Raw genomic sequence first — 19,809 nt, forward strand, 5'->3', positions numbered from 1 at the left:
CTGGATTCGGGTGCTAGCTCGTTGCGCCTTCGCGGATCAGTTTGATCAACTCATTCGTGTCCATCTTGGCGGCTCGGTCGGTTCCGTCCAAGACCCCGGCGACCAATTCTCTTTTGTCCGCATGAAGTTGCAAAATCTGTTCCTCGATCGTGCCTTCGGCAACCAATCGGTACACGGTGACCGGTTTTTGTTGGCCGATCCGGTGGGCACGGTCGGTCGCCTGGTCTTCCACCGCCGGGTTCCACCAGGGATCGAGATGGATGACGTAGTCGGCAGCGGTCAAATTCAATCCTGTACCACCGGCTTTGAGCGAAATTAGAAACAATTCACCTTCGCCCTTTTGGAACGCATCGACACGACGCTGCCGCTCAGCGGCGGGGGTCGAACCATCGAGATACTGATACGCGACGCCGATCTTATCGAGCGCTTCGCGGACCACTTCGAGATGCTTGACAAATTGGCTAAACACCAACGCGCGGTGTTCGCCTTCACGCAACTCTTCGACCAGCGACATCAGCAGATCGAGTTTGGCGGACCCCTTTGCCCAACTCGGATCGACCAAGCGTGGATGGCACGCCAATTGTCGCAACCGCGTCAGCCAGGCCAAGGTCCGAATCCGTTGCTGGCCCGCCTGCTTGGCTTCGCCGTTTTCGTTATCCGAGTCCGAACCCGCTTCGCCGCTTAGCTCGGCCAATGCGGCCAAGCGAACGTCCTCGTACCGTTTCCGCTCCGCACTGCTGAGCTCGGCATGCAACGTTATCTCGGTTCGATCAGGCAATTCCTTCAACACTTTGTTCTTGGTTCGACGCAGCACGAACGGACGGACCAAACGGGCCAACGATTCACGTTGATCGCCGTCCTTGTGCCGTTCGATCGGATCGGCAAAGCGATTTCGGAAACGGTCCCACGACCCCAAAAGGCCAGGGCTAAGGGTGCGAAACAGGCTCCACAGTTCCCCCAAATGGTTTTCCAGCGGGGTGCCTGACAAACCGATTCGCCAATCGGCATTGATTTGACGAATCGCTCGCGACGTTTTCGTTTGCGAGTTCTTGATAAATTGAGCTTCGTCAAGCACCAGAGTGTTCCAATCTCGCGTGGCAAATTTCTTCGCATCACGCTGGACCAATTGGTAGCTGACGATGACCAAGTCACCGGGGCCGACCGAATCGATCAGTTTCTGACGATCGCTGTCGCGGTACAAAAACGCCTTGAGCGAGGGGGTGAACCGCTCGGTTTCCCGCACCCAGTTGTCTCCGACGCTCGTTGGCGCAACGACCAGTGCAGGCCCATCCTTGGCACGGTCCAGTAACACCCCGAGTGTTTGCACGGTCTTTCCCAGCCCCATGTCGTCGGCCAAAACGGCTCCGACACCCCATTTACTCAGCCGAGCCAGCCAGCGGTAGCCGTCGAGTTGGTAATCACGAAGCGACGCGTCGAGACCATCGGGTTTATCGGGCGACCAATCCGAGAGCGACTCGAGTCGTTGGATCGATTCATGCCAGCGCGCGGTTGCTTCGATCGGAACATCGTCACTCAACAACTCCTGCAATGCTGGAATCGCTGCGTCGGCAACCTTCATCGTGTCACGGTCGGCGACGACGGTGTCGCCAAGTTGTTGTAGTCGTTTACGAAACGCGTCACTGATTTTGGCAAACTCGCGATCACCGACACGGACAAGCGACCGATTTTCGCGAACCGCCGACAATAAATCAGCCAATTTCATCTCGGTACCATCGATCGTGATCGAGCCACTGATCCCAAACCAATCTCGCTTGTCATCGATTTGTACGCGAAGGGAAGCGGGGGTCAATTCCCCACGAACTCGGATCGTTTGCCCCTCGGGCCAAGTCATTCGCGGTGTTTCAGGGCCACCCTCGTAAAACTTCGATAACAAATCGAGAGCCGATTCGTCCGATTCGGCAACCCATCGATATGCCCCTTCACTTTCGAAATTCCCTAGACCAAACCGTTCGACGATTGCCTCGGCAGCCTGTTTCTCGTATGCCAAATCACGTTCGAGTCGCACCGGACCCAATGGCGTTAAGCAAGGCACGATCGCGGGAGAGCAGCCAGGGGTATGGACTTCGCGAAAACGATCGTCGTGGGCCGCTAATGCAACAAACATCCCAGCACCGGGGCGTGGGCGGAGCTCAAAAATCAACTCGACCTCAATGGGCTCGATCGGTCCAGCCAGTTGGGGTGGCAATTCGACTCGAACCAAAGAATCGAGTGCTGCACAACCGACCGCCAAACGGCCTGCTGACTCCGCGTCTAACACGATCTCATTCATCTCGCTGCGAATCAGATACTGAACGATTCGCGTCGCACGAGGATCTCGCAACGAACAAACAATCAATAGACCTCGTTTCTTATCCGCCAATACCACCAACGGCTCGACGGGACTGCTATGCCCCAGCACGACTTCACATTTACGCACATCGACATCGAAACCCGAAACATGAACGACGGGCCGAAAAAGGGTCTTCGACGCTACCTCTTCGCCTGGTTCGGACGCCTCTTCATCATCGAGTTCGCGTTCGACCGGGTGCAGCGAAAAGCTCAGTTCAGCGGAAAAGACGTTGACATCAAACGGTTCGCCGTCATCCCAGGAAACGTTTGGATGCCCGACAAGTTGTTGCAGCGCCTGGAATTCCGAATAGTGATCCTCATCAAAGCTATACGTCCGCGATGCGACGAGAGAGGCAATTTTGCCATCAATCGGAAAGGTGGAGAAGTCACGTTTAAGCAGTTCGAAGCCCCGAACCTCGCGACCTTTGGTCCACCCCTTTTTGTTCTTGCGAGGTTTTTGTTCGTACGGCGTGATTGAAATCGGAGCGTAATAACGTGATCGCGAAAACCCGACACGCCACTGCAACCGAGTCCCGCTGACATCCGACTCGACCGGAGCTCGCAATTCGTCAGCAATTTTCAGTAGATTATCGACCAACTCACGACCCGCTCCAACCTGATCGACTTCCAGATCACCAAAGAACGCCAAGACATCCGCGATGCTGCGGCGTCCGAGCTGCTCTTGCAGCCACCATGCGATCGATAAGGTGTGTGCACATTGGTAGTGGGTTTTAAACTGAGCACATTGGCAAACCGGGGTTGCCTTTAGTGACGTGGTATCGGGTGAAAAGTCAAAATCCTCGTCATCGTCATCCGTTTCAGCGGCGATATCGATGCCAGCGATAACGGTGGCTTGACGATTGCCCTTCAGTTTGAATTGAAATTGAAGCCGATCTTCCTCTTTGTTCAGCGTCGGCGATTCGACGCTTAACATCGCGGCTCGCTTATCGAACGATTCATCGTGCTCGTCTACCAAGCGTTCGACCGCTTCGGAAACGAGCAAGCCGAACGCTGCGATGGCGTCGTCGGACATCAAATCCATATCTTGTCTTTCACTCTGGCGCTAATTCGTTTTGGCGTTCGTTCGGGAGGACTGAACATTCTAACCATCTGTCGACTTACCGCTATGGTGTCTTTGCCTATTTCTTTTACCCGCTACAGTGTGAGGATGTCAAAAAAAACAACTTTCGTATCGGACCTACTGGATCGATGCAGGTTGTTATTTGCTTTGACGCCCTTAGCGAAACGTTTATTGTCCAACCGCACCCCTTGAGCAAAGCGAAAGCAAACCATGCCAAAACTAACGATTCGAAACGTCGGCGAATTCGAAATTCCAGCTGGGAAACGACTCGTCCAAGCCTTGGTGCAAGACGCCGGAACCGACCAATTACACGCTTGTGGCGGAAAATCACGCTGTACGACGTGCCGAGTGAAGTTTATTGAGGGCGAACCGGAAAATATCACCGAAGCCGAGATGGCAACATTGAACGCCCGAGAAATCAATGAACCCGGGGTGCGTTTGAGCTGCCAAATTCTCTGTGACAACGACATGACGATCGAACTAACCAGTCGTTTGGAGGGCAGTGGACGGAAAGATCAAGGTTCCCCGGTCGCCGACGAAATCGAGCCACCACCAGTGTGGACCACGCGATAACACTGGCCTCCTCCGAGGAATCGGTGGGCAATCGCCATGCTCGCAGATCGCCACCCGCTTTGGCCGTCGGGCGTTTGACAGATCGCGTTGAACCGTTAGCCCAGATGATTCGCAGACTGTTTTTCGAGCAATGAACGTAAACGCTTTAAGGCGTAGACGTTAGCAAAACAATTTGCAAGCCCATGAATTATCCGGGCTAGCCGTAGGCGTACGAACGTCACCTGAGCAAACGCAATCGCATTTCTACAGCCGCTGCAAATGACCGCCCGTTCCGGTCGCGTAGCTGTGGTTGTCGCCGCTGGGTTTGCAAGACCGAGATTGCAAGGTCGAGATTGCAAGGTCGAGGCGTTCCAACGCCAACAGACATCGTACTTGAGCTTGTCGGCTACGCCCCCGAATGAAGTCGTTGGCTGACTCGACGGCTGATTCAAGCTGAGTTTGATAGGCATCCATCAATCGTTGGTCCGAAGCCAAACGTTCATTCTGGACCACCTCTCGCATCATCCACACGACTCCTACCGACGGCACAAGCACCGTCAGAAGAAGTCGTCGTATGGGCCACGTAAGGCGGTCGTTGTTCATGTGACAGAAACTCCTATTGAACGGATGCCCTTTTCCAGCAGTTCGGACGGCGTTGCGGCACACACCGTCACCATTGGCGGGGCGATCACTAGCAAAGCGGACATCACCAGCCATAAAGAAGTCTTTGATCTAAAATTGGTTTTTCCCATCGTACGGTCCCTTAAGAGACAAAGTGGATTGCAGACGCCAGTATTCAACGAATACCGCCAACGCCATTCTCATAGATTGGTCGTCCTATGTTACCGTCGTGTTACCTCGTCGATTGGTTACGAAATAATTGTTAAAATCCAATAAACGGTCCAGGCATAGCGAACCTGAACGATTAATAACTAATAACCTTTTTTCCTAATATCTTCGGCATTCATTCGTTAACTCTTTGAATGCCGTCGTCTCTAACCCGTTGGTCGCGATTCAATATGCCACAGAGCTCTCATTCATCGTGGACGCCCGAAGCGATCACCGAGATCGTCGATCGTTACGAGCGTCCATTATTGGCATATGCGTCAAAAATGCTCGCTGCCGACTGGGCGGGAGCACAGGACGCGGTGCAGGAAACGTTCCTGAGGTTGTGCCGAGAAGATCGCCAGCGGATCGAATCTCGCGTCGCAGCTTGGCTATTTTCAGTTCTTCGCAGCCGAGTGATTGATATGCAACGAACACGCCATGCCGTTCCAACCGATCCGTCGACCGTCGCGGTCCCCGATCCTGCACCGGGTGCCGCGGAGATCGCCAGCGATGCGGAGGAGAAGGACAAACTTGCTGCAATGGTCGAAACCTTGTCGCCGCGGCAACAAGAGGTACTGAGGCTACGGATGCAAGCCGGATTGAGCTACCGCGAAATCTCGGAAGTTACCGGAATTACCGTTAGCAACGTCGGCTTTCACCTGCACGAAGCGGTTCGCAATCTTCGCAATTCGTTTGCTGGGATTGCTTAGGCTTTGTCCGAAAAGGGGGTCTGACCCTCTACAACCATCCAAAATAAGAAGTTTGCCATGACTGATTCCCTCTGGAATGATCCCCGCATCACCGCTTATGTGCTTGACGAATTGCCACCCGCCGAGCGAGCCGTGTTCGAAGGTGAAATGCAATCCAATCAAGAGCTGGCCACCGCCGTCGCCGAAGCCCGCGCCGTGACCACAAAACTCGATTCGTTCTACGCCGCCGAAATTGAATCCACACCAACCGTCGTGGATCTTGCCAAAGATCCTGCCCCAACCGCATGGCGCACTTCCAGCAAACTAAAATTAGCGACGGCTGCTTGCATCGCCATGATCATCGTCGGCATTAGCATTCCGATCGTGCAAAACCAAATGACAAAGCGAGAAGTCGCGATGTCGCTCGATACGGAATCAGATCGCAGTCAACCAACGGCTGCACCGGAAGCAGCAGCCTACGCGATGCAGGACGAAGACGCAGAGCAGCTTGATGCGATGATGCTCGAAGAATCGATGATCGAAATGGAGCCTGCGAGTGAACCGATGAGCCCTCTGATTGCTTCCGATCAGCTAGAACGGGCTAAGGGAACGGTCCAAACGAATCGTGATTTTTTGATGCCACCGTCATCGAGCTCGTCTAATCAGAATGCAGGTCACGCTGAGGACAGTCTGGGTACGGGAGGAGAGAGAGGCGATTCCCTCGACGAAAGCTCAGCCCGTCTTTTTAGCGCCGCCCCGGCCCCTCAAGAACGCCAAAGGCTAAGCAGATCGGCTACCGAGATAAAAGTGAACGAAAGTGATTTTTCTACCAACTCGTTTGGACCCGCGTCTCGGTCTTCCCCATCAACTTCCGCAGCCCCCAGGCTCGAAATGCAATTCGGTTTTTCTGCGATGGCGGAATCGCCCAGCGACGAAGGAATTGGCCCTGGAATGGCAGGCGATCGTTTTGATCCGATCGATGACAACACGTTTCGCCGAGTGAGCGAACATCCACTGAGTACGTTCTCGATCGATGTCGATACGGCAAGCTACAGTAAAGTTCGCGACTTTTTGATGCGAGCAGGTTCGTTACCGCGGCCCGATGCGGTACGACTCGAGGAAATGGTCAACTACTTTGACTACGCTGCCGATCCGCCTGCGGACGATTCCGCCGACCCGTTTGCGGTGCGAACGATCCTCACCGAGTGTCCTTGGAACCGCGAGCACCGTTTGGCCCGAGTGACGCTGAAGGGCAAAGAGTTACTGCAAGCTGACCGGCCAAAATGCAATCTCGTGTTCCTGATTGACACCAGTGGCTCGATGAACGCAGCGAACAAATTGCCGTTGGTCCAGTCAGGCTTGAAAATGTTGATCGAGCAATTGAACGATGACGACCAAGTCGCGATCGTTGTCTATGCTGGTTCCGCAGGTTTGGTCCTCGATTCCACTCCAATTAGCGAGAGCCAAGAGATCCGTCGAGCGTTGACGCAGCTTTCCGCTGGCGGGAGCACGAACGGTGGTCAAGGCATCACATTGGCTTATCAAACCGCTCGCGACCACTTTATCAAAGACGGCGTCAACCGCGTGATCCTTTGCAGTGATGGTGATTTCAATGTCGGCACCACCGGAACCGACCAGCTAGTGCGGATGGTCGAAACCGAAGCGAAGGGCGGTGTCTTTCTATCGGTGCTTGGATTCGGGATGGGCAATCACAATGATGCGATGCTCGAACAAATCAGCGGTCGTGGAAATGGCAATTACGCTTTTATTGATACCGAGAACGAAGCCAAGAAGGTGTTGGTCGATCAAACCAGCGGCACATTGGTCACGATTGCCAAGGATGTCAAATTGCAAGTCGAATTCAATCCGGCCAAGGTCGACTCGTACCGTTTGCTAGGCTACGAGAACCGGGTGTTGGCAAAAGAGGATTTTAATGACGACAAGAAAGATGCGGGTGAGATCGGTGCCGGACACACCGTGACGGCTCTTTACGAAATCGTGCCGGCGGGGGTCGAAGCCGACGCGTCTCGCCCCAGGGTCGACGACTTGAAGTATCAAGCAAAGCCGCAACCCAGCGAAGCGGCCCAAAGTGACGAGATGATGACGTTGAAACTGCGTTACAAGAAACCCGATGGTGACGAAAGCACGCTTATCGAGTTTCCGGTTGTCGACGAGGGTGGATCCTTCTCGGACGCGGACAATGACACCCGGTTCGCAGCCGCCGTCGCCGGATTTGCGATGCAGCTTCGCAAGAGTGACTATCGAGGCACCTGGACCATCGACGATGTCATTCGCGTCGCCAAGAACGCCAAGGACCATGACGCTTACGATTTGAAAGCCGAGTTCGTCCAAATAGCCGAAAAAGCGAAATCGTTGATCGGAGAATGACGCGTGATTCGATAGTTGGTCCACACGCAAGTCGCGAAGCGATGACAGGCAATCGCCCCGGACGACAGTCCGTGGTTCGCTCACGCAAATACGATTGGTAGCCGCGAAGCGACGGCAGGTGTTCTCAGGCGACGATCTCCTGTTCGAAAACATATTTGGGATCGAAATCGATTCCGTGCTTTTGCAGCATCGCAAGATACTCATCATGAAAGGTCATTTTCCGATGGTGCTCGCGTTGGTTGGCGATGTACTGTTTCACTGCGTCGGCCTTCGATTGACTCACTGAAAACGCGCCGTAACCTGATTGCCATAGAAACTTTTGTTTTGTCTTGCGGTTGTCGTTGACCCATTTTGAGGAATTCGCCTTCAACAACTGAATCGCCGATGCGATCGCGAACGTTGGGTGAAATCTGATAAATAGATGTACGTGGTCTTCGATGCCACCGGATTTGAGAAGTACCGCCTTGTGATCCTTGATCGTCCCGCCGATGTAACCGCACAAATCGTCTCGCCAATCATTGTGAAGCAGTGACTTTCGGTATTTCGTCGAGAAGACACCATGCACGAGGATACCGTGGTGAGATGACATGCGGTTTACTCCTGTCGTCGCTTCGCGACTTTGTCGTGGTTTGCGCACCCCTTCCCCGGACTTGCGTCCGGGGCTATTGCCTGTCGTCGCATGCGCGACTTTGGATCTAGAACTGCGAAGCAATGACATGTGATAGACCCGGATGAAATCCGGGGGTCAATTGTACCACGTCCCACTAAGTCGCAAAGCGACGGCAGGCCTGGGAAGTGGTAACCTGCCTCGTTTCGCGAAAGATCGAAAAACGCAGGGCAATCCTGATACCCGAATGGTGAACAGAAAGTACAATTCGGCAGTCGGCTAAGGCGATCGTTGCCAAGGCGAATCGAACTTAGGCGTTTCTACCCCTTGGCGTCTCTCAATATGCGTAAAGCTTTCTTGTGCTTTTCGGTCGGGTTTGTCGTAGCATGGACCGCAACGAGCGATGGTACTTAGCGTCAGTGACTGGCAGCCGCACCACGCCGCGATTCTACAGCAGGTGGATAAAAAAACCGTTGGCACACCAACTTGCTCATTCTCTGCAACGACTCCGACCAATTGGTGATGCCGCCCGTTTGGCCCGCGTTCCCGTCGAGGGAAAGCCGATGAATGGCCACCGAATCGACATTCCAGCTCGCGACGGCACTTGGTGGAGCTCCTATACAGATGTGATCGTCGCGAATGATCTGGTGTTAATGCCAATCTTCGATTCCGACCCACCGATGATGGTTGAGGCCGCCCGGCGAGCGTATAAAAAACGGCTGCCCAATCATTCGGTTAAGACGGTCGACATGACATCGCTCAAGGCCTTGCAAGGAGAACGGAATTGTTAGTCGCTGAATTTGCCTGCCTTTGCTCCGATCCCTGATCGGGTTGTCAACTTCGAGAAAGCGGCCGAGTATCATGCGGAAGTGAAACCGTCGCTTGACGCATTAACCGGCATAAAACATGCTGTAACATTGATTTACAACGCCAAGTGAGCCAGAATGGCACATTTGCGTATTGTTGGCCGATCGTGGTGAATGAGAGCGGTGGACTTGAGAGGTTCTTGATTGTCAGCTGGCACCATTCACCGCCGAAACGATTGAAGCTTTTCCGCTACCGGGCGGGGCCAATCGAGTGCCGTACCCTAGATTTTGTGCTCCAAGGTTGTTCTAATCTTGGCCTCACATACTCATGAACAGGTTGAAAACTTGGGAAAAAAAGAAGAAGCCTTTGAAGTGGAAGGCACCGTCACACAAGCACTTGCGAACACTCGGTTTCGTGTCCAATTGGAAACGGGCAGCGAGGTGATGGCGCATGTCGCTGGACGAATGCGTAAACACTTCATCCGAATTGTTCCGGGCGACAAGGTTCGCGTCGAGCTATCACCCTATGACTTGACCAAAGGTCGGATCGTATTCCGAGAGCGTTAATACCGCGTCTTGGGTTACAAATTTTTGATGGGCAGATTGCTGACGATTTTCACGAGCTCCGTTGGCTGTTGCGCGGTGCCCATTTTTCCTCCGAAGTTTTATCGGTTTCTCTCGACTTCATGAAACCTGGCGAAGGCTTGATGGGTATCTATATCGTAGAGCGGGTGTCGATATCCTGCGGCTGCATTTCCATTCGCCAATTCCCACTCCACCGCTTTCCCGTTTCCCGTCTCACGTTTTAAAAACACCTAAGGATGGTTTCCCAATGCTTTTGAAAAAAAATGGCACGCGCACGCTCAATCGTCTCGTGCTTTCTGTTGCGGCCTTGTCGGTTCTGTCGCTAACGACGATGCCCAGTGGTATCGCACAAGACACGATGCAGACGCCAAACTCGCAAGCCCAAGGTGGCACCTCCGTCGCTGATTCAAGCGATCCGGTTGTAGTCGTTACGCTTGGATCGATTAACAAATTGATGCAGGACACCAATTACATCTCGGGTGTTGTTGGACAGCCCCAATTTGGTGGCATGTTTCAGATGATGGCGGGCACGTTCACGCAGGGCATGAACATGAACGAGCCGATTGCGGTCGTTGTTCCCCTCGTCGATGGGTCGCCTGAGCCAATCGTGTTACTGCCTACTTCGGATGTAAAAACGGTACTGAAGCGACTGGAAGCTCAAACGGGCCCCGCCGATGAGCTCGATGATGGCACCATGGTCATTGCCGTGGGAGCCAACACGGTTTACATCCGCCAAGTCGGTGATTGGGCGGCACTCGCTCGGAACCGAGACCTGTTGGATCTCGCTCCCCAAGACCCAAAGTCGGTGATGACGGGCATGGGCAACAAGTATGACATGGCGGTACGGGTTCGGGTACAGCAGATTCCTACAGAAACTCGTACCATGTTGATCGAATCGATGCGACAAGGCTTTGAGCAAGCGATTTCGAAGCAGGACCAAGCGGATGCCGAAGGCACCAAAGCTGTCGCGGAAAGCTCCATTGAGCAGATTGAACAACTGATTCAAAACACCGATGAAATCATGTTCGGATGGAACATCGATCAATCGGACAAAGCCGTGCATTTCGACGGGTCGATGACGGCAGTCGAGGGCAGCAAATTGGCTGGCATGTACGGTGGCCAAACATCGATTCCGTCAATGTTCGCCTCGGTCATTCGCGATGATGCCGCAGCCTACTACCACACCGCCGCGTCGATTAGCCCTGAGGCCATCGAGCAAACGGTTAAGAGCCTGCAAACCGCGATGATTCAACTGGACAAAGCGATTGTCGAATCGGACAATTTGGATGATGAGAAACGGATTGAAATCCAAGCGCTCGCTGGTCGATTGGTCGACTTGGCATCCGATTCAGTGAAGGAAGGCAAAGCGGACCTCGGTGCATTACTACTGGCGAACGAAAATGATTTCCAGTTTGTGTTTGGTAGCTTTGTTGCGGACGGCAACGAAGCCGCTAACATCGTGAAAGATCTGGCAGCGAAACTGGAAAATGAACCAAAAGCACCAACCTTCTTGTTCGACCAAGAGACTTACAAAGACGTGGTTATGCACGTCGTCGAAGCCGACGTTCCTGCTAACGAAGACGAAGCTCGAAAAGTTTTTGGGGACAAACTTCGCGTTCACCTCGGGACGGGACCCAAGTCCCTTTACGTTGCCTTCGGTAACAATAGCCAGTCGCTGATGAAGCAGCTTATCGATGCAGGTGCGAGCGACAATGGCGGCGATCGACCGCTCGGTCAATTCAAGCTGAAATTGTTGCCAATTTTGAAGTATGCCCAATCCGTTGAAAACAACGATACCGTCGGTGCAATGGTCAACTCATTGGCAAATGCCGCCGACGAAGGTGAAATTCGGGCAATGGGCAATGGAATCAAAAACGGCCAATCGAGTCGCTTCACGATCACCGAAGGTTTACTTCAAGCGATTGGCGCTGCTGTCCAGCAGACTCAGCAAGCGAAGATGCAGCAGAACGGCGAGTTCTAAACCGCGTCACGTTTTTGGGTAGTGGATCTTGTTTAAGATCCTCAGCAATATGGATCTTTAACAAGATCCACCACGCAAAAGCATAATGATCCCGTGAACCTTTTGGTTCGCGGGATTTCTTTTGACCCGCTGTCACTGAAGGCCATTGTTTTGAATAAGCGATTTCTTGTTCTTGTCGTTGCACTGCTGATTGGCGGAGCTGCATTTTCTTTGACGGGATCGCACGCACCCGATCGAGCCGAGCGAAAACCCCTTGCTGAAAGGAATACCGATGAGGATGCTCTGCAAATCAAGAGCGAAACTCGCGAATCATCGATCGCTGAGGTTCTGGAGCTGGCGACCAAAGCGAGAGCATCCATGGTTGGGAACCTGAAAGACTACACCGCTCGGCTTGTAAAAAATGAAGTGGATTCCTCGGGCGTTTTGGGCGAGCCCACGGAAATCAACTTGAAGGTCCAAACGCGAGTTCGCGACGGTACCGAGACCGCACCGATGCGGGTCTACCTGGACTTTACCAAGCCAGAAGCGGTCAACGGGCGCGAAGTGATCTGGGCAAAGGATCTTCATGAAGGAAAACTCGTCGTTCACGAAGCAGGGTTACTGGGGATGATGACGCTGCATCTCGACCCGACAGGCATGTTGGCGATGCGGGGCCAGAAATACCCGATCTACGATATTGGCCTGGTTAGCCTGATAGAGAAATTGATCGAACGCGGACAGAATGATCTCGATAATCCCGAGATCAAGGTTTTGATAACCGACGAGTATCCCTTTGACGGATTGGTGGCGAGCCGGATTGAGGTAATGCGGAGCCGGCCTTCGGGGAAAAAAGATGATTTCTCGAGGGCCGAAGTGATCATCGACTTAGAGCGACAACTGATTCTACGCTACCAAAGCTACGGTTGGCCGGAACAAGTCGGCCAACAGGCTCCGCTGCAAGAATCGTACACCTACTATGACATCGAAACGAACGTTGGCCTATCCGAACTCGACTTCGATCCCACCAATCCAGCGTACCGTTTTCCGTAGCACAGACCGTAGCACAGGCTTCCAGCCTGTGTGCATTCTTTCCGTAGCACACGCCGTAGCACAGGCTTCCAGCCTGTGTGCATTCTTTCCGTAGCACACGCCGTAGCACAGGCTTCCAGCCTGTGTGTATTCTTTCCGTAGCACAAACCGTAGCACAGGCTTCCAGCCTGTGTGCATTCTTTCCGTAGCACACGCCGTAGCACAGGCTTCCAGCCTGTGTGCATTCTTTCCGTAGCACACGCCGTAGCACAGGCTTCCAGCCTGTGTGCATTCTTTCCGTAGCACACGCCGTAGCACAGGCTTCCAGCCTGTGTGTATTCTTTCCGTAGCACAAACCGTAGCACAGGCTTCCAGCCTGTGTGCATTCTTTCCGTAGCACACGCCGTAGCACAGGCTTCCAGCCTGTGTGTATTCTTTCCGTAGCACAAACCGTAGCACAGGCTTCCAGCCTGTGTGCATTCTTTCCGTAGCACACGCCGTAGCACAGGCTTCCAGCCTGTGTGTATTCTTTCCGTAGCACACGCCGTAGCACAGGCTTCCAGCCTGTGTGCATTCTTTCCGTAGCACAGACCGTAGCACAGGCTTCCAGCCTGTGTGCATTCTTTCCGTAGCACAGACCGTAGCACAGGCTTCCAGCCTGTGTGCATTCTTTCCGTAGCACAAACCGTAGCACAGGCTTCCAGCCTGTGTGTATTCAGCTACCGTCGCTACCGCGACTATCATGAGATCCGGGCATCCAAGCTGGGACAGGCTAGAAGCCTATCCTACGACGCTCCTTGCAATCCACGGTAAACCTCGACCGTTTGTCCCATCGTTTTTTCCCAGGTCAATTCGGCAGCACGTTGACGACCGACAAACAAGACGTAACGTCGATCGATAAGCTGCGGCACGATCGGTGCTGCTTCGATCTTGACAAACGAATTGCCAAAGATGTTGCCGTCGCCGCTAACCCGGATTATTCATGGGCTTGCAAATTGTTTTGCTAACGTCTACGCCTTAAAGCGTTGACGTTCATTGCTCGAACAACAGTCTGCGTATTAGACGTTTTAGCGTTAGCGGGCTGTCGATTTAATCGGTTTGACTCGACTTATCGTTTAACGCCAAGCCATAGGCGACCGATTATGGAAAAGCTGACGCCTTCGACTAGGCGTTAAACGATTAAATCAGCAGGCCGCTAACGCCAAAACGGCTAATGAATCATCCGGGCTAAGGAGCAAAAAAACACAACTGGTAAACCTCTGCCACACCCAAAAGCCCAAGCCAAGCAGGGACGTAGAGAGCTGGAATCGCGAAGCGGTTTGGAGCTCGCAAACGGTTGGCGATTAAGTGCAACGCCGTAAGAACTGCAAAGCCGAATATCAACAGCGAGAATGGATTCATCCGGAATGACGTGGCCAAATCACCACGACCAAATGCAATCAAGCTTCGCGTACACCCAGTCGTAGGACACGGCAAGCCAGTCGCCGCATAAAACATCGATTGGGGGAGTTGGTTTTGCACCAATAGCCACCAAGCGTTCCAAGCGATGTAAGCGGCAGCCGACCAATACGCCAGCCACCGCAAGATTATCTTCCACAACGGATTCATCGCTCCGATTAAACCTTCGGGACGCCTTTCATCGAGTCAACGACGAATGGAATCCAACACAGCGGAAGGCATACGAAAATTAGAATAATGAAAACAATCAATCCCGTTTGATTGAGTCCGAGTGCAACCGTTTCACCTTGAGGCATGTCTTGTATTCCTGTGTAAATATTGGAGAGGAGATTAACGTCAGTGGAGTAGGCTATCCTTTGTACCAGAAAGGGCGCGAAAATGTAGGATTTTCTAAAAAAAGTCAGGTCTGGAAAAACGCCATAGCACAAACGACACACACCCGAACGAGTCCTTCCACCCCTTTGGCCTCTCCCATTTTTCGCTTCTTGGGGGTAGCATGGCATCCAACAAAGAGTTCATTCAACAAACCAATACCGCAAAACAAACATGATCGACAAAAAGATCCTACTGCTCACCGGCGAAATCTACGAGGATTTAGAGCTTTGGTATCCGAAGCTTCGTTTCGAAGAGGCAGGCGCAACAACGACAATCGCAGGCCCGGAAGCGAACACTCACTATAACGGCAAACACGGATACCCCTGTATTTCGGACGCTGCATTCTCGGATGTACGAGAATCCGATTTCGATGCGTTGATTGTTCCAGGCGGATTCATGCCCGACAAACTACGACGCGATCGCTTGGTATTGAAGCTGGTGCAAGACTTTGATTCCGCCAGAAAGCCGATTGCGGCAATCTGCCACGGCGGATGGATACCTATCTCGGCTGGGGTCTACCGAGGCGTTCGCGTTACAGGATCGCCAGGCATCAAAGATGATTTGATCAATGCAGGCGGCATTTATGAAGACGCCGCCGTGGTCGTCGACGGGCATCACGTCAGTAGCCGACGACCAGATGATTTGCCCGATTTTTGCAAAGCGGTTATTAAGCTGCTGGCTTAACGTTTTCGGGCCAATGGCCCGATCGTTTGCCTTGGCTTTGCCGCCCCAACACTCTGAATTGCATCTTCATGATCGCTGGCAAAACAGCAAACAACCACCCACTAACCGCCGACGTTGATATCGCCAGTGATCTTGTCTTTAAAGGTTGCCAAGCGTCCTAAAGCTTGATCGATGTCATGATCGGAAACGCCATTTTCGCGTGCTGCATCCGCAAAGTGATTGCAAAACAACGCAAAGTGCTGCGCTCGAATCCCGCGGTTTCGATGCGCGGCGGTAAGTTCGACTCCTGCGTAGTGGAGCGGACCATCGAAGGCACCGGCTAAGAATTCGAACTGCATTTTGCGAACGCGTTCCATGTTTGCGTGCTCAAAGATTGGCTTCAATTTCGGGTCAGCCATGACCCGGTCGTACATCGAATTGACGATTCGAGTTAGGCCGTCACTGCCTCCAATCCGCTCAAACAATGCACGCGATTCGTCACTCATATTATTCACGCCTTCTTAGGTTGCTCTTCGGATTCATCCGCCGTGCTGAAAAGCACCGGCCTAACATTATTGTTTCCAAACAGTTTACCTAATTACGAGTGCTTTGTGGGTGCACCACCAAAAGTTTCTGGGGCATCCACATCGAATCGCCGGTTCCAGCCTCCGTTGACCTGGACCAGCTGTCCGGTAAAAAACGTGTTGTGAGGATTGGTAGCGAACAGGACCCCACGGGCGACGTCGTCCGGAGTCCCCCAGCGTCTCATCAAGGATTGCGACTTCGCCCGGGCATCCCAGTACTCGTCGGCCGATTCGCCCCATGCGGTTCGGATCCATCCTGGAGCGATCGTGTTGACGCGAAGGCGTGGCCCGCACGATTGAGCCAAGCTTTTGGCAAACGCCGTGATCGCGGCTTTCACCGGAGCAAACATTTGCCCCGCATCGCCCTCCATCCCGCCACACGATTGATCCCACCCCAGAAAGCACATTGACGGTGGTAAATCAGACGGGTTCGCCATCATCTGCTCCGCCGCAATTCGGGCCAGTCGGATCGTGCCAAGCAAATCAACGGACGTCAAAAGGGCCAGCTTTTCAGCGAAGCTTTTCCCGGCCATTTCCGTGGTCAAAACGTCCGCCCCCGCGTTGTTGATCCAGGTAGAAATATCGGCAAGCTGTGAGAAGCATTGGTTTGCGAAGCGATCGACCGAATGGGGATCCGCTAAATCGCAAGCCGCTAGAATCGGTTCAGCGCCATGCCGCCGACATTGATCGGCCGTCTCGTTTGCACCGCGCTGATTGCGGCAATAGTGAATGACAATTCGACTCACTCCGCTGCGACAAAGTGCAACGGCAATAGCTCGTCCAATGCCGCTTGACGCCCCTGTCACCACGGCATTGGTTTGAGCAAATGGCCGGCTTGTCACACTACGCTTCCAACTCGCCGAGATAACGCTCGGCGTCCAACGCAGCCATGCAACCGGTCCCTGCAGACGTGATCGCCTGGCGGTAGTAATCGTCGGCCACATCGCCCGCCGCGAAGATGCCGGGGATGTTCGTGTTCGTGCGGAATGCCTTTGTCCATTGGATATAGCCTTCCGAATTCATATCGATGACACCCTTCAAGAAGCTGGTATTCGGCGTATGACCAATCGCGACAAACATGCCACCAACATCCAAATGACGCGTCGAACCATCAACGGTGCTCTTGAGGGCCAAGCCGTTCATCATTTTCCCATCGCCTAGGACCTCGTCAACGACGCTGTTCCAGAGGATCTCGATCTTCGGATGGTTGATCGCACGAGACTGCATCACCTGCGACGCTCGCATTTCATCGCGACGAATAATCATATAGATTGTCGCAGCATTTTTCAGGTTTGCTAAGTACGTTGCCTCTTCCACCGCCGAGTCACCGCCACCGACAACGGCCAGCGGCTTCCCTCGATAGATGGGTAATGCTCCGTCACAAACCGCACACGCGCTGACCCCCTTGTTCTTGTACATCTCTTCACTATCGAGTCCCAAGTAGTTGGCACGTGCACCGGTGGCGATGATCACCGTATTGGCCTTGACCGTATCGCCCGATCGGGTGTGAAGCGTATGGATCTCTTTGCCCGGTTCGAGCCCGACAATATCGTCACCGATCACTCGAGTGCCGAAATTGAGCGCCTGCTGCTTCATCAACTCCATCAATTCGACCCCTTGAACCGCATAGTGCGGTTGGCCGTCTTTTTCTTCCCCCTCGGGAACCATGGGCAAATTCCATTGCCGATCTTTGTCAACCGCCGATTCGACAAAGGCACGGATATTGCCAGCTGGAAACCCGGCAAAATTCTCGACTTCGGTCGTGTATGCCAATTGTCCCAGCGGAATCATTTCAGCTTGGACGGTCCCCTCGTACACCAACGGATTCAAGTTCGCTCGCGCCGCATAGATCGCAGCGGACCAGCCTGCGGGGCCACTTCCAATGATGATTGTTTTCTCTACTGTATCGCCCACGATAATTCCAATTCCTAGTTTCTAGAGCCTATCCGAAAAGGGGTCTGACCCTTTGGAGGCGAGTCGCAATCAGTTTTTTCGGCCGCCGGAGAGGGTCAGACCCCTTTTCCGATAGGCTCCAAAGTGACGTTGCCGAAGCAACAGACGTGTACCGGTTTCGTTGTCTTAGTTCAGGTCTCCATCACCCATTTCGCCATGCAAATGCCTTTGCAGATAACTGGCACGCTGCACGTTGCGGTCGGATGAGCCAAGCACTCGGCCATGAAGTTTTTGCAAGTGTGCGGGCTGGGTGTGGATGAACAGCTTGTTAATTGTTGGGACGAGAACATCGCTAATCAGTCCTAAATTTACGCCCATTCGCACCTTTGACAAATAGTGCATCGTTTCCTCGCTACTGATTTTTTTAGCCGTGTTCAAAATCCCTAACGCTCGGCTAACGTCATCATGCAAATCCTGCTCATTTTGCTCGACCAAGAACGCTCGTGCCTTTCGTTCGTATTGAATGATTTGTGGAACGACCTCTTCTCCCACCAGTGCCAACAACGCTTGCTCGCTATGGCCGAGGGTGACTTGGTTACTGACCTGGTAGAAATCGCCACTGTACTGCGATCCTTCGCCGTACAAGCCTCGCACGGTCACATTGATCCGCTGCATACTGCGGAACACTTTTTCGATTTGGCGAGTGATTACCAATGCAGGCAGGTGCAGCATCACGCTACATCGGAGCCCGGTTCCGACGTTGGTCGGACACGCGGTCAAGTAGCCGTACTTTTCGTGAAAGGCGTAAAGGATCGCCCCTTCGAGTTGATCGTCGAGTGCATCGATTCGAGCCCAAGCGGTTTTCAAATCCAAACCGCTTTGCATCACTTGGATCCGCAAGTGATCCTCTTCGTTGATCATCACGCTGTACTGTTCCCCTGGATCGATGGCCACAGCCCGCGACCCTTCGGCATCGGCAATCTCTCGGCTTATGAGCTGCCGTTCGACCAAGAATTGGCGATCGACCTCGGATAATTCTTCGATGTCGATGTAGCGAATGTCTTTCCAATCGGCCATTGCATCCATGCGTGCACGGACATTTCGCTCGATATTATCTCGATCGTCTTGGCTGCAACGGCGGATGAAGGGGAAATCGGCCAAGTTGCGGGCCAAGCGAATCCGGCTACTGATGACAATATCCGATTCCGGCCCCGTCCCACGCAGCCATTCACCCGAATTCTTCGCTAGGGATTCAAAATCTGTTATCGGATTCACGATTGCTCTTCCCCTTCGGAGGAGTCTGCATTGGAAGCGTTTTCATCATCCTGATCTGTATCCTGGGTTGCTGGCTTTTGGGTTGCTGGCTTGTTCAGTTCTTCTTCCATGCGTTTGAGTTCGTCGCGAATTTCAGACGCTCGTTCATAATCTTCTAGGTCGACAGCCTCTTCCATTTCGCGGCGAAGTTGGATCATCCGAGCTTGCGAGTCTGCCGAAGCGGCGAGCCGGCGAGGGCGTTTACCAACATGTTCGGTCGAATCATGGATATTGTTGAGCAAGGGTATCAAGTCGTTCTCAAAGAAAGTGTAATCGTAGGGGCAGCCAAGACGGCCAGAACTGCGGAACTCGAAAAAACTAATTCCACATACCGGGCATTCTTTCTGGTCGAGTTCCTCGATCTCTTTCTTGGTTTGGCCCAATTGAAGTTGCTTGGCCAAAGCGCCCGCGACCGACGCAACCGGGCTCGAAGCTTCTTTTTGCAAGAAGCTACGGGCGTGCTCTTCGCATAAGTGCATGACCTTTGGACCGGATGGTTCCGTTAGTTCCGTAATATGGAAGGTCGCGGGTTTCTCACAATACTGGCATTTCATCGTGTCATTCCTAGCCGCCGCGACTGCCGCTAAAGTGTGTGTTTGCAAGACTTCGCAATCCAAACAACGATCTGATTGTGCTAGATTGCAACGC

General features: G+C 53.2%; 19 protein-coding genes. 8 read left to right on the forward strand and 11 right to left on the reverse strand.

The features are described from left to right. Positions 1–13: 13 nt before the first annotated feature. Complete coding sequence (locus tag Q31b_RS10060) at positions 14–3,382, reverse strand: DEAD/DEAH box helicase (RefSeq protein WP_231617449.1); 3,369 nt, start codon at positions 3,380–3,382, stop codon at positions 14–16. A 258-nt stretch (positions 3,383–3,640) separates the two neighbouring features. Here Q31b_RS10060 and Q31b_RS10065 point away from each other — a divergent pair, with 258 nt between their 5' ends. Beyond that, on the forward strand, positions 3,641–4,003 hold the full coding sequence (locus Q31b_RS10065; RefSeq protein ID WP_146599565.1) for a 2Fe-2S iron-sulfur cluster-binding protein: 363 nt from the start codon (positions 3,641–3,643) through the stop codon (positions 4,001–4,003). A gap of 243 nt (positions 4,004–4,246) precedes the next feature. Here the strand turns inward: Q31b_RS10065 and Q31b_RS10070 are convergent, their stop codons facing one another. After that, a complete protein-coding gene (locus tag Q31b_RS10070; RefSeq protein WP_146599566.1) occupies positions 4,247–4,585 on the reverse strand; it encodes a hypothetical protein in 339 nt (112 codons plus the stop codon). A gap of 416 nt (positions 4,586–5,001) precedes the next feature. On the opposite strand from Q31b_RS10070, the gene Q31b_RS10075 reads away from it, so the two are divergent. Continuing rightward, a complete protein-coding gene (locus Q31b_RS10075) occupies positions 5,002–5,520 on the forward strand; it encodes an RNA polymerase sigma factor (protein ID WP_231617450.1) in 519 nt (172 codons plus the stop codon). A gap of 57 nt (positions 5,521–5,577) precedes the next feature. After that, positions 5,578–7,887 carry a YfbK domain-containing protein gene (locus tag Q31b_RS10080; RefSeq protein ID WP_146599568.1) on the forward strand — a complete coding sequence of 770 codons (2,310 nt, stop codon included), beginning with the start codon at positions 5,578–5,580 and terminating at the stop codon, positions 7,885–7,887. A 124-nt stretch (positions 7,888–8,011) separates the two neighbouring features. On the opposite strand, the gene tnpA is transcribed toward Q31b_RS10080, so the two are convergent. Next, positions 8,012–8,476 (reverse strand): IS200/IS605 family transposase, encoded by a 465-nt coding sequence (gene tnpA / locus Q31b_RS10085; protein WP_146599569.1) that lies wholly within the window; start codon positions 8,474–8,476, stop codon positions 8,012–8,014. 491 nt (positions 8,477–8,967) lie between these two features. Here tnpA and Q31b_RS10090 point away from each other — a divergent pair, with 491 nt between their 5' ends. The 4 genes from Q31b_RS10090 (at position 8,968) to Q31b_RS10105 (ending at position 12,895) form a co-directional block, all read left to right on the forward strand. Continuing rightward, positions 8,968–9,285 carry an agmatine deiminase family protein gene (locus Q31b_RS10090; RefSeq protein WP_197171309.1) on the forward strand — a complete coding sequence of 106 codons (318 nt, stop codon included), beginning with the start codon at positions 8,968–8,970 and terminating at the stop codon, positions 9,283–9,285. 360 nt (positions 9,286–9,645) lie between these two features. Then, positions 9,646–9,867 carry a translation initiation factor IF-1 gene (gene infA, locus Q31b_RS10095; protein ID WP_146396334.1) on the forward strand — a complete coding sequence of 74 codons (222 nt, stop codon included), beginning with the start codon at positions 9,646–9,648 and terminating at the stop codon, positions 9,865–9,867. 265 nt (positions 9,868–10,132) lie between these two features. Further along, complete coding sequence (locus tag Q31b_RS10100; RefSeq protein ID WP_146599571.1) at positions 10,133–11,866, forward strand: hypothetical protein; 1,734 nt, start codon at positions 10,133–10,135, stop codon at positions 11,864–11,866. 93 nt (positions 11,867–11,959) lie between these two features. Further along, positions 11,960–12,895 carry a DUF1571 domain-containing protein gene (locus Q31b_RS10105; protein ID WP_231617451.1) on the forward strand — a complete coding sequence of 312 codons (936 nt, stop codon included), beginning with the start codon at positions 11,960–11,962 and terminating at the stop codon, positions 12,893–12,895. Between the two features lie 764 nt (positions 12,896–13,659). Here the strand turns inward: Q31b_RS10105 and Q31b_RS29345 are convergent. The 3 genes from Q31b_RS29345 to Q31b_RS10115 form a co-directional block, all read right to left on the reverse strand. Further along, a complete protein-coding gene (locus tag Q31b_RS29345) occupies positions 13,660–13,785 on the reverse strand; it encodes a hypothetical protein (protein WP_261343849.1) in 126 nt (41 codons plus the stop codon). Positions 13,786–14,101: 316 nt separating this feature from the next. Then, the gene (locus Q31b_RS10110) at positions 14,102–14,482 is read right to left on the reverse strand and encodes a DUF2752 domain-containing protein (protein WP_146599573.1); all 381 of its coding nucleotides are present in this window, start codon (positions 14,480–14,482) and stop codon (positions 14,102–14,104) included. 8 nt (positions 14,483–14,490) lie between these two features. Further along, on the reverse strand, positions 14,491–14,628 hold the full coding sequence (locus tag Q31b_RS10115) for an LITAF-like zinc ribbon domain-containing protein (RefSeq protein WP_146599574.1): 138 nt from the start codon (positions 14,626–14,628) through the stop codon (positions 14,491–14,493). Positions 14,629–14,878: 250 nt separating this feature from the next. Between Q31b_RS10115 and Q31b_RS10120 the strand changes: the two genes are divergently transcribed. After that, positions 14,879–15,391 carry a type 1 glutamine amidotransferase domain-containing protein gene (locus tag Q31b_RS10120; RefSeq protein WP_146599575.1) on the forward strand — a complete coding sequence of 171 codons (513 nt, stop codon included), beginning with the start codon at positions 14,879–14,881 and terminating at the stop codon, positions 15,389–15,391. 101 nt (positions 15,392–15,492) lie between these two features. Here Q31b_RS10120 and Q31b_RS10125 read toward each other — a convergent pair whose 3' ends face one another. The 5 genes from Q31b_RS10125 to Q31b_RS10145 form a co-directional block, all read right to left on the reverse strand. Beyond that, a complete protein-coding gene (locus Q31b_RS10125) occupies positions 15,493–15,876 on the reverse strand; it encodes a group I truncated hemoglobin (RefSeq protein ID WP_146599576.1) in 384 nt (127 codons plus the stop codon). A 92-nt stretch (positions 15,877–15,968) separates the two neighbouring features. Next, positions 15,969–16,796 (reverse strand): SDR family NAD(P)-dependent oxidoreductase, encoded by an 828-nt coding sequence (locus tag Q31b_RS10130; RefSeq protein WP_231617452.1) that lies wholly within the window; start codon positions 16,794–16,796, stop codon positions 15,969–15,971. A 1-nt stretch (position 16,797) separates the two neighbouring features. Beyond that, positions 16,798–17,868, reverse strand: a complete 1,071-nt coding sequence (locus Q31b_RS10135; protein WP_197171312.1) for an NAD(P)/FAD-dependent oxidoreductase — start codon at positions 17,866–17,868, stop codon at positions 16,798–16,800. Positions 17,869–18,033: 165 nt separating this feature from the next. Then, on the reverse strand, positions 18,034–19,122 hold the full coding sequence (locus Q31b_RS10140; protein WP_146599579.1) for a protein arginine kinase: 1,089 nt from the start codon (positions 19,120–19,122) through the stop codon (positions 18,034–18,036). After that, the gene (locus Q31b_RS10145) at positions 19,119–19,715 is read right to left on the reverse strand and encodes a UvrB/UvrC motif-containing protein (protein ID WP_146599580.1); all 597 of its coding nucleotides are present in this window, start codon (positions 19,713–19,715) and stop codon (positions 19,119–19,121) included. The genes Q31b_RS10140 and Q31b_RS10145 overlap by 4 nt, the downstream gene beginning before the upstream one ends. Positions 19,716–19,809 lie beyond the last annotated feature (94 nt).

The organism is Novipirellula aureliae (assembly GCF_007860185.1).
Lineage (GTDB): Bacteria > Planctomycetota > Planctomycetia > Pirellulales > Pirellulaceae > Novipirellula_A > Novipirellula_A aureliae.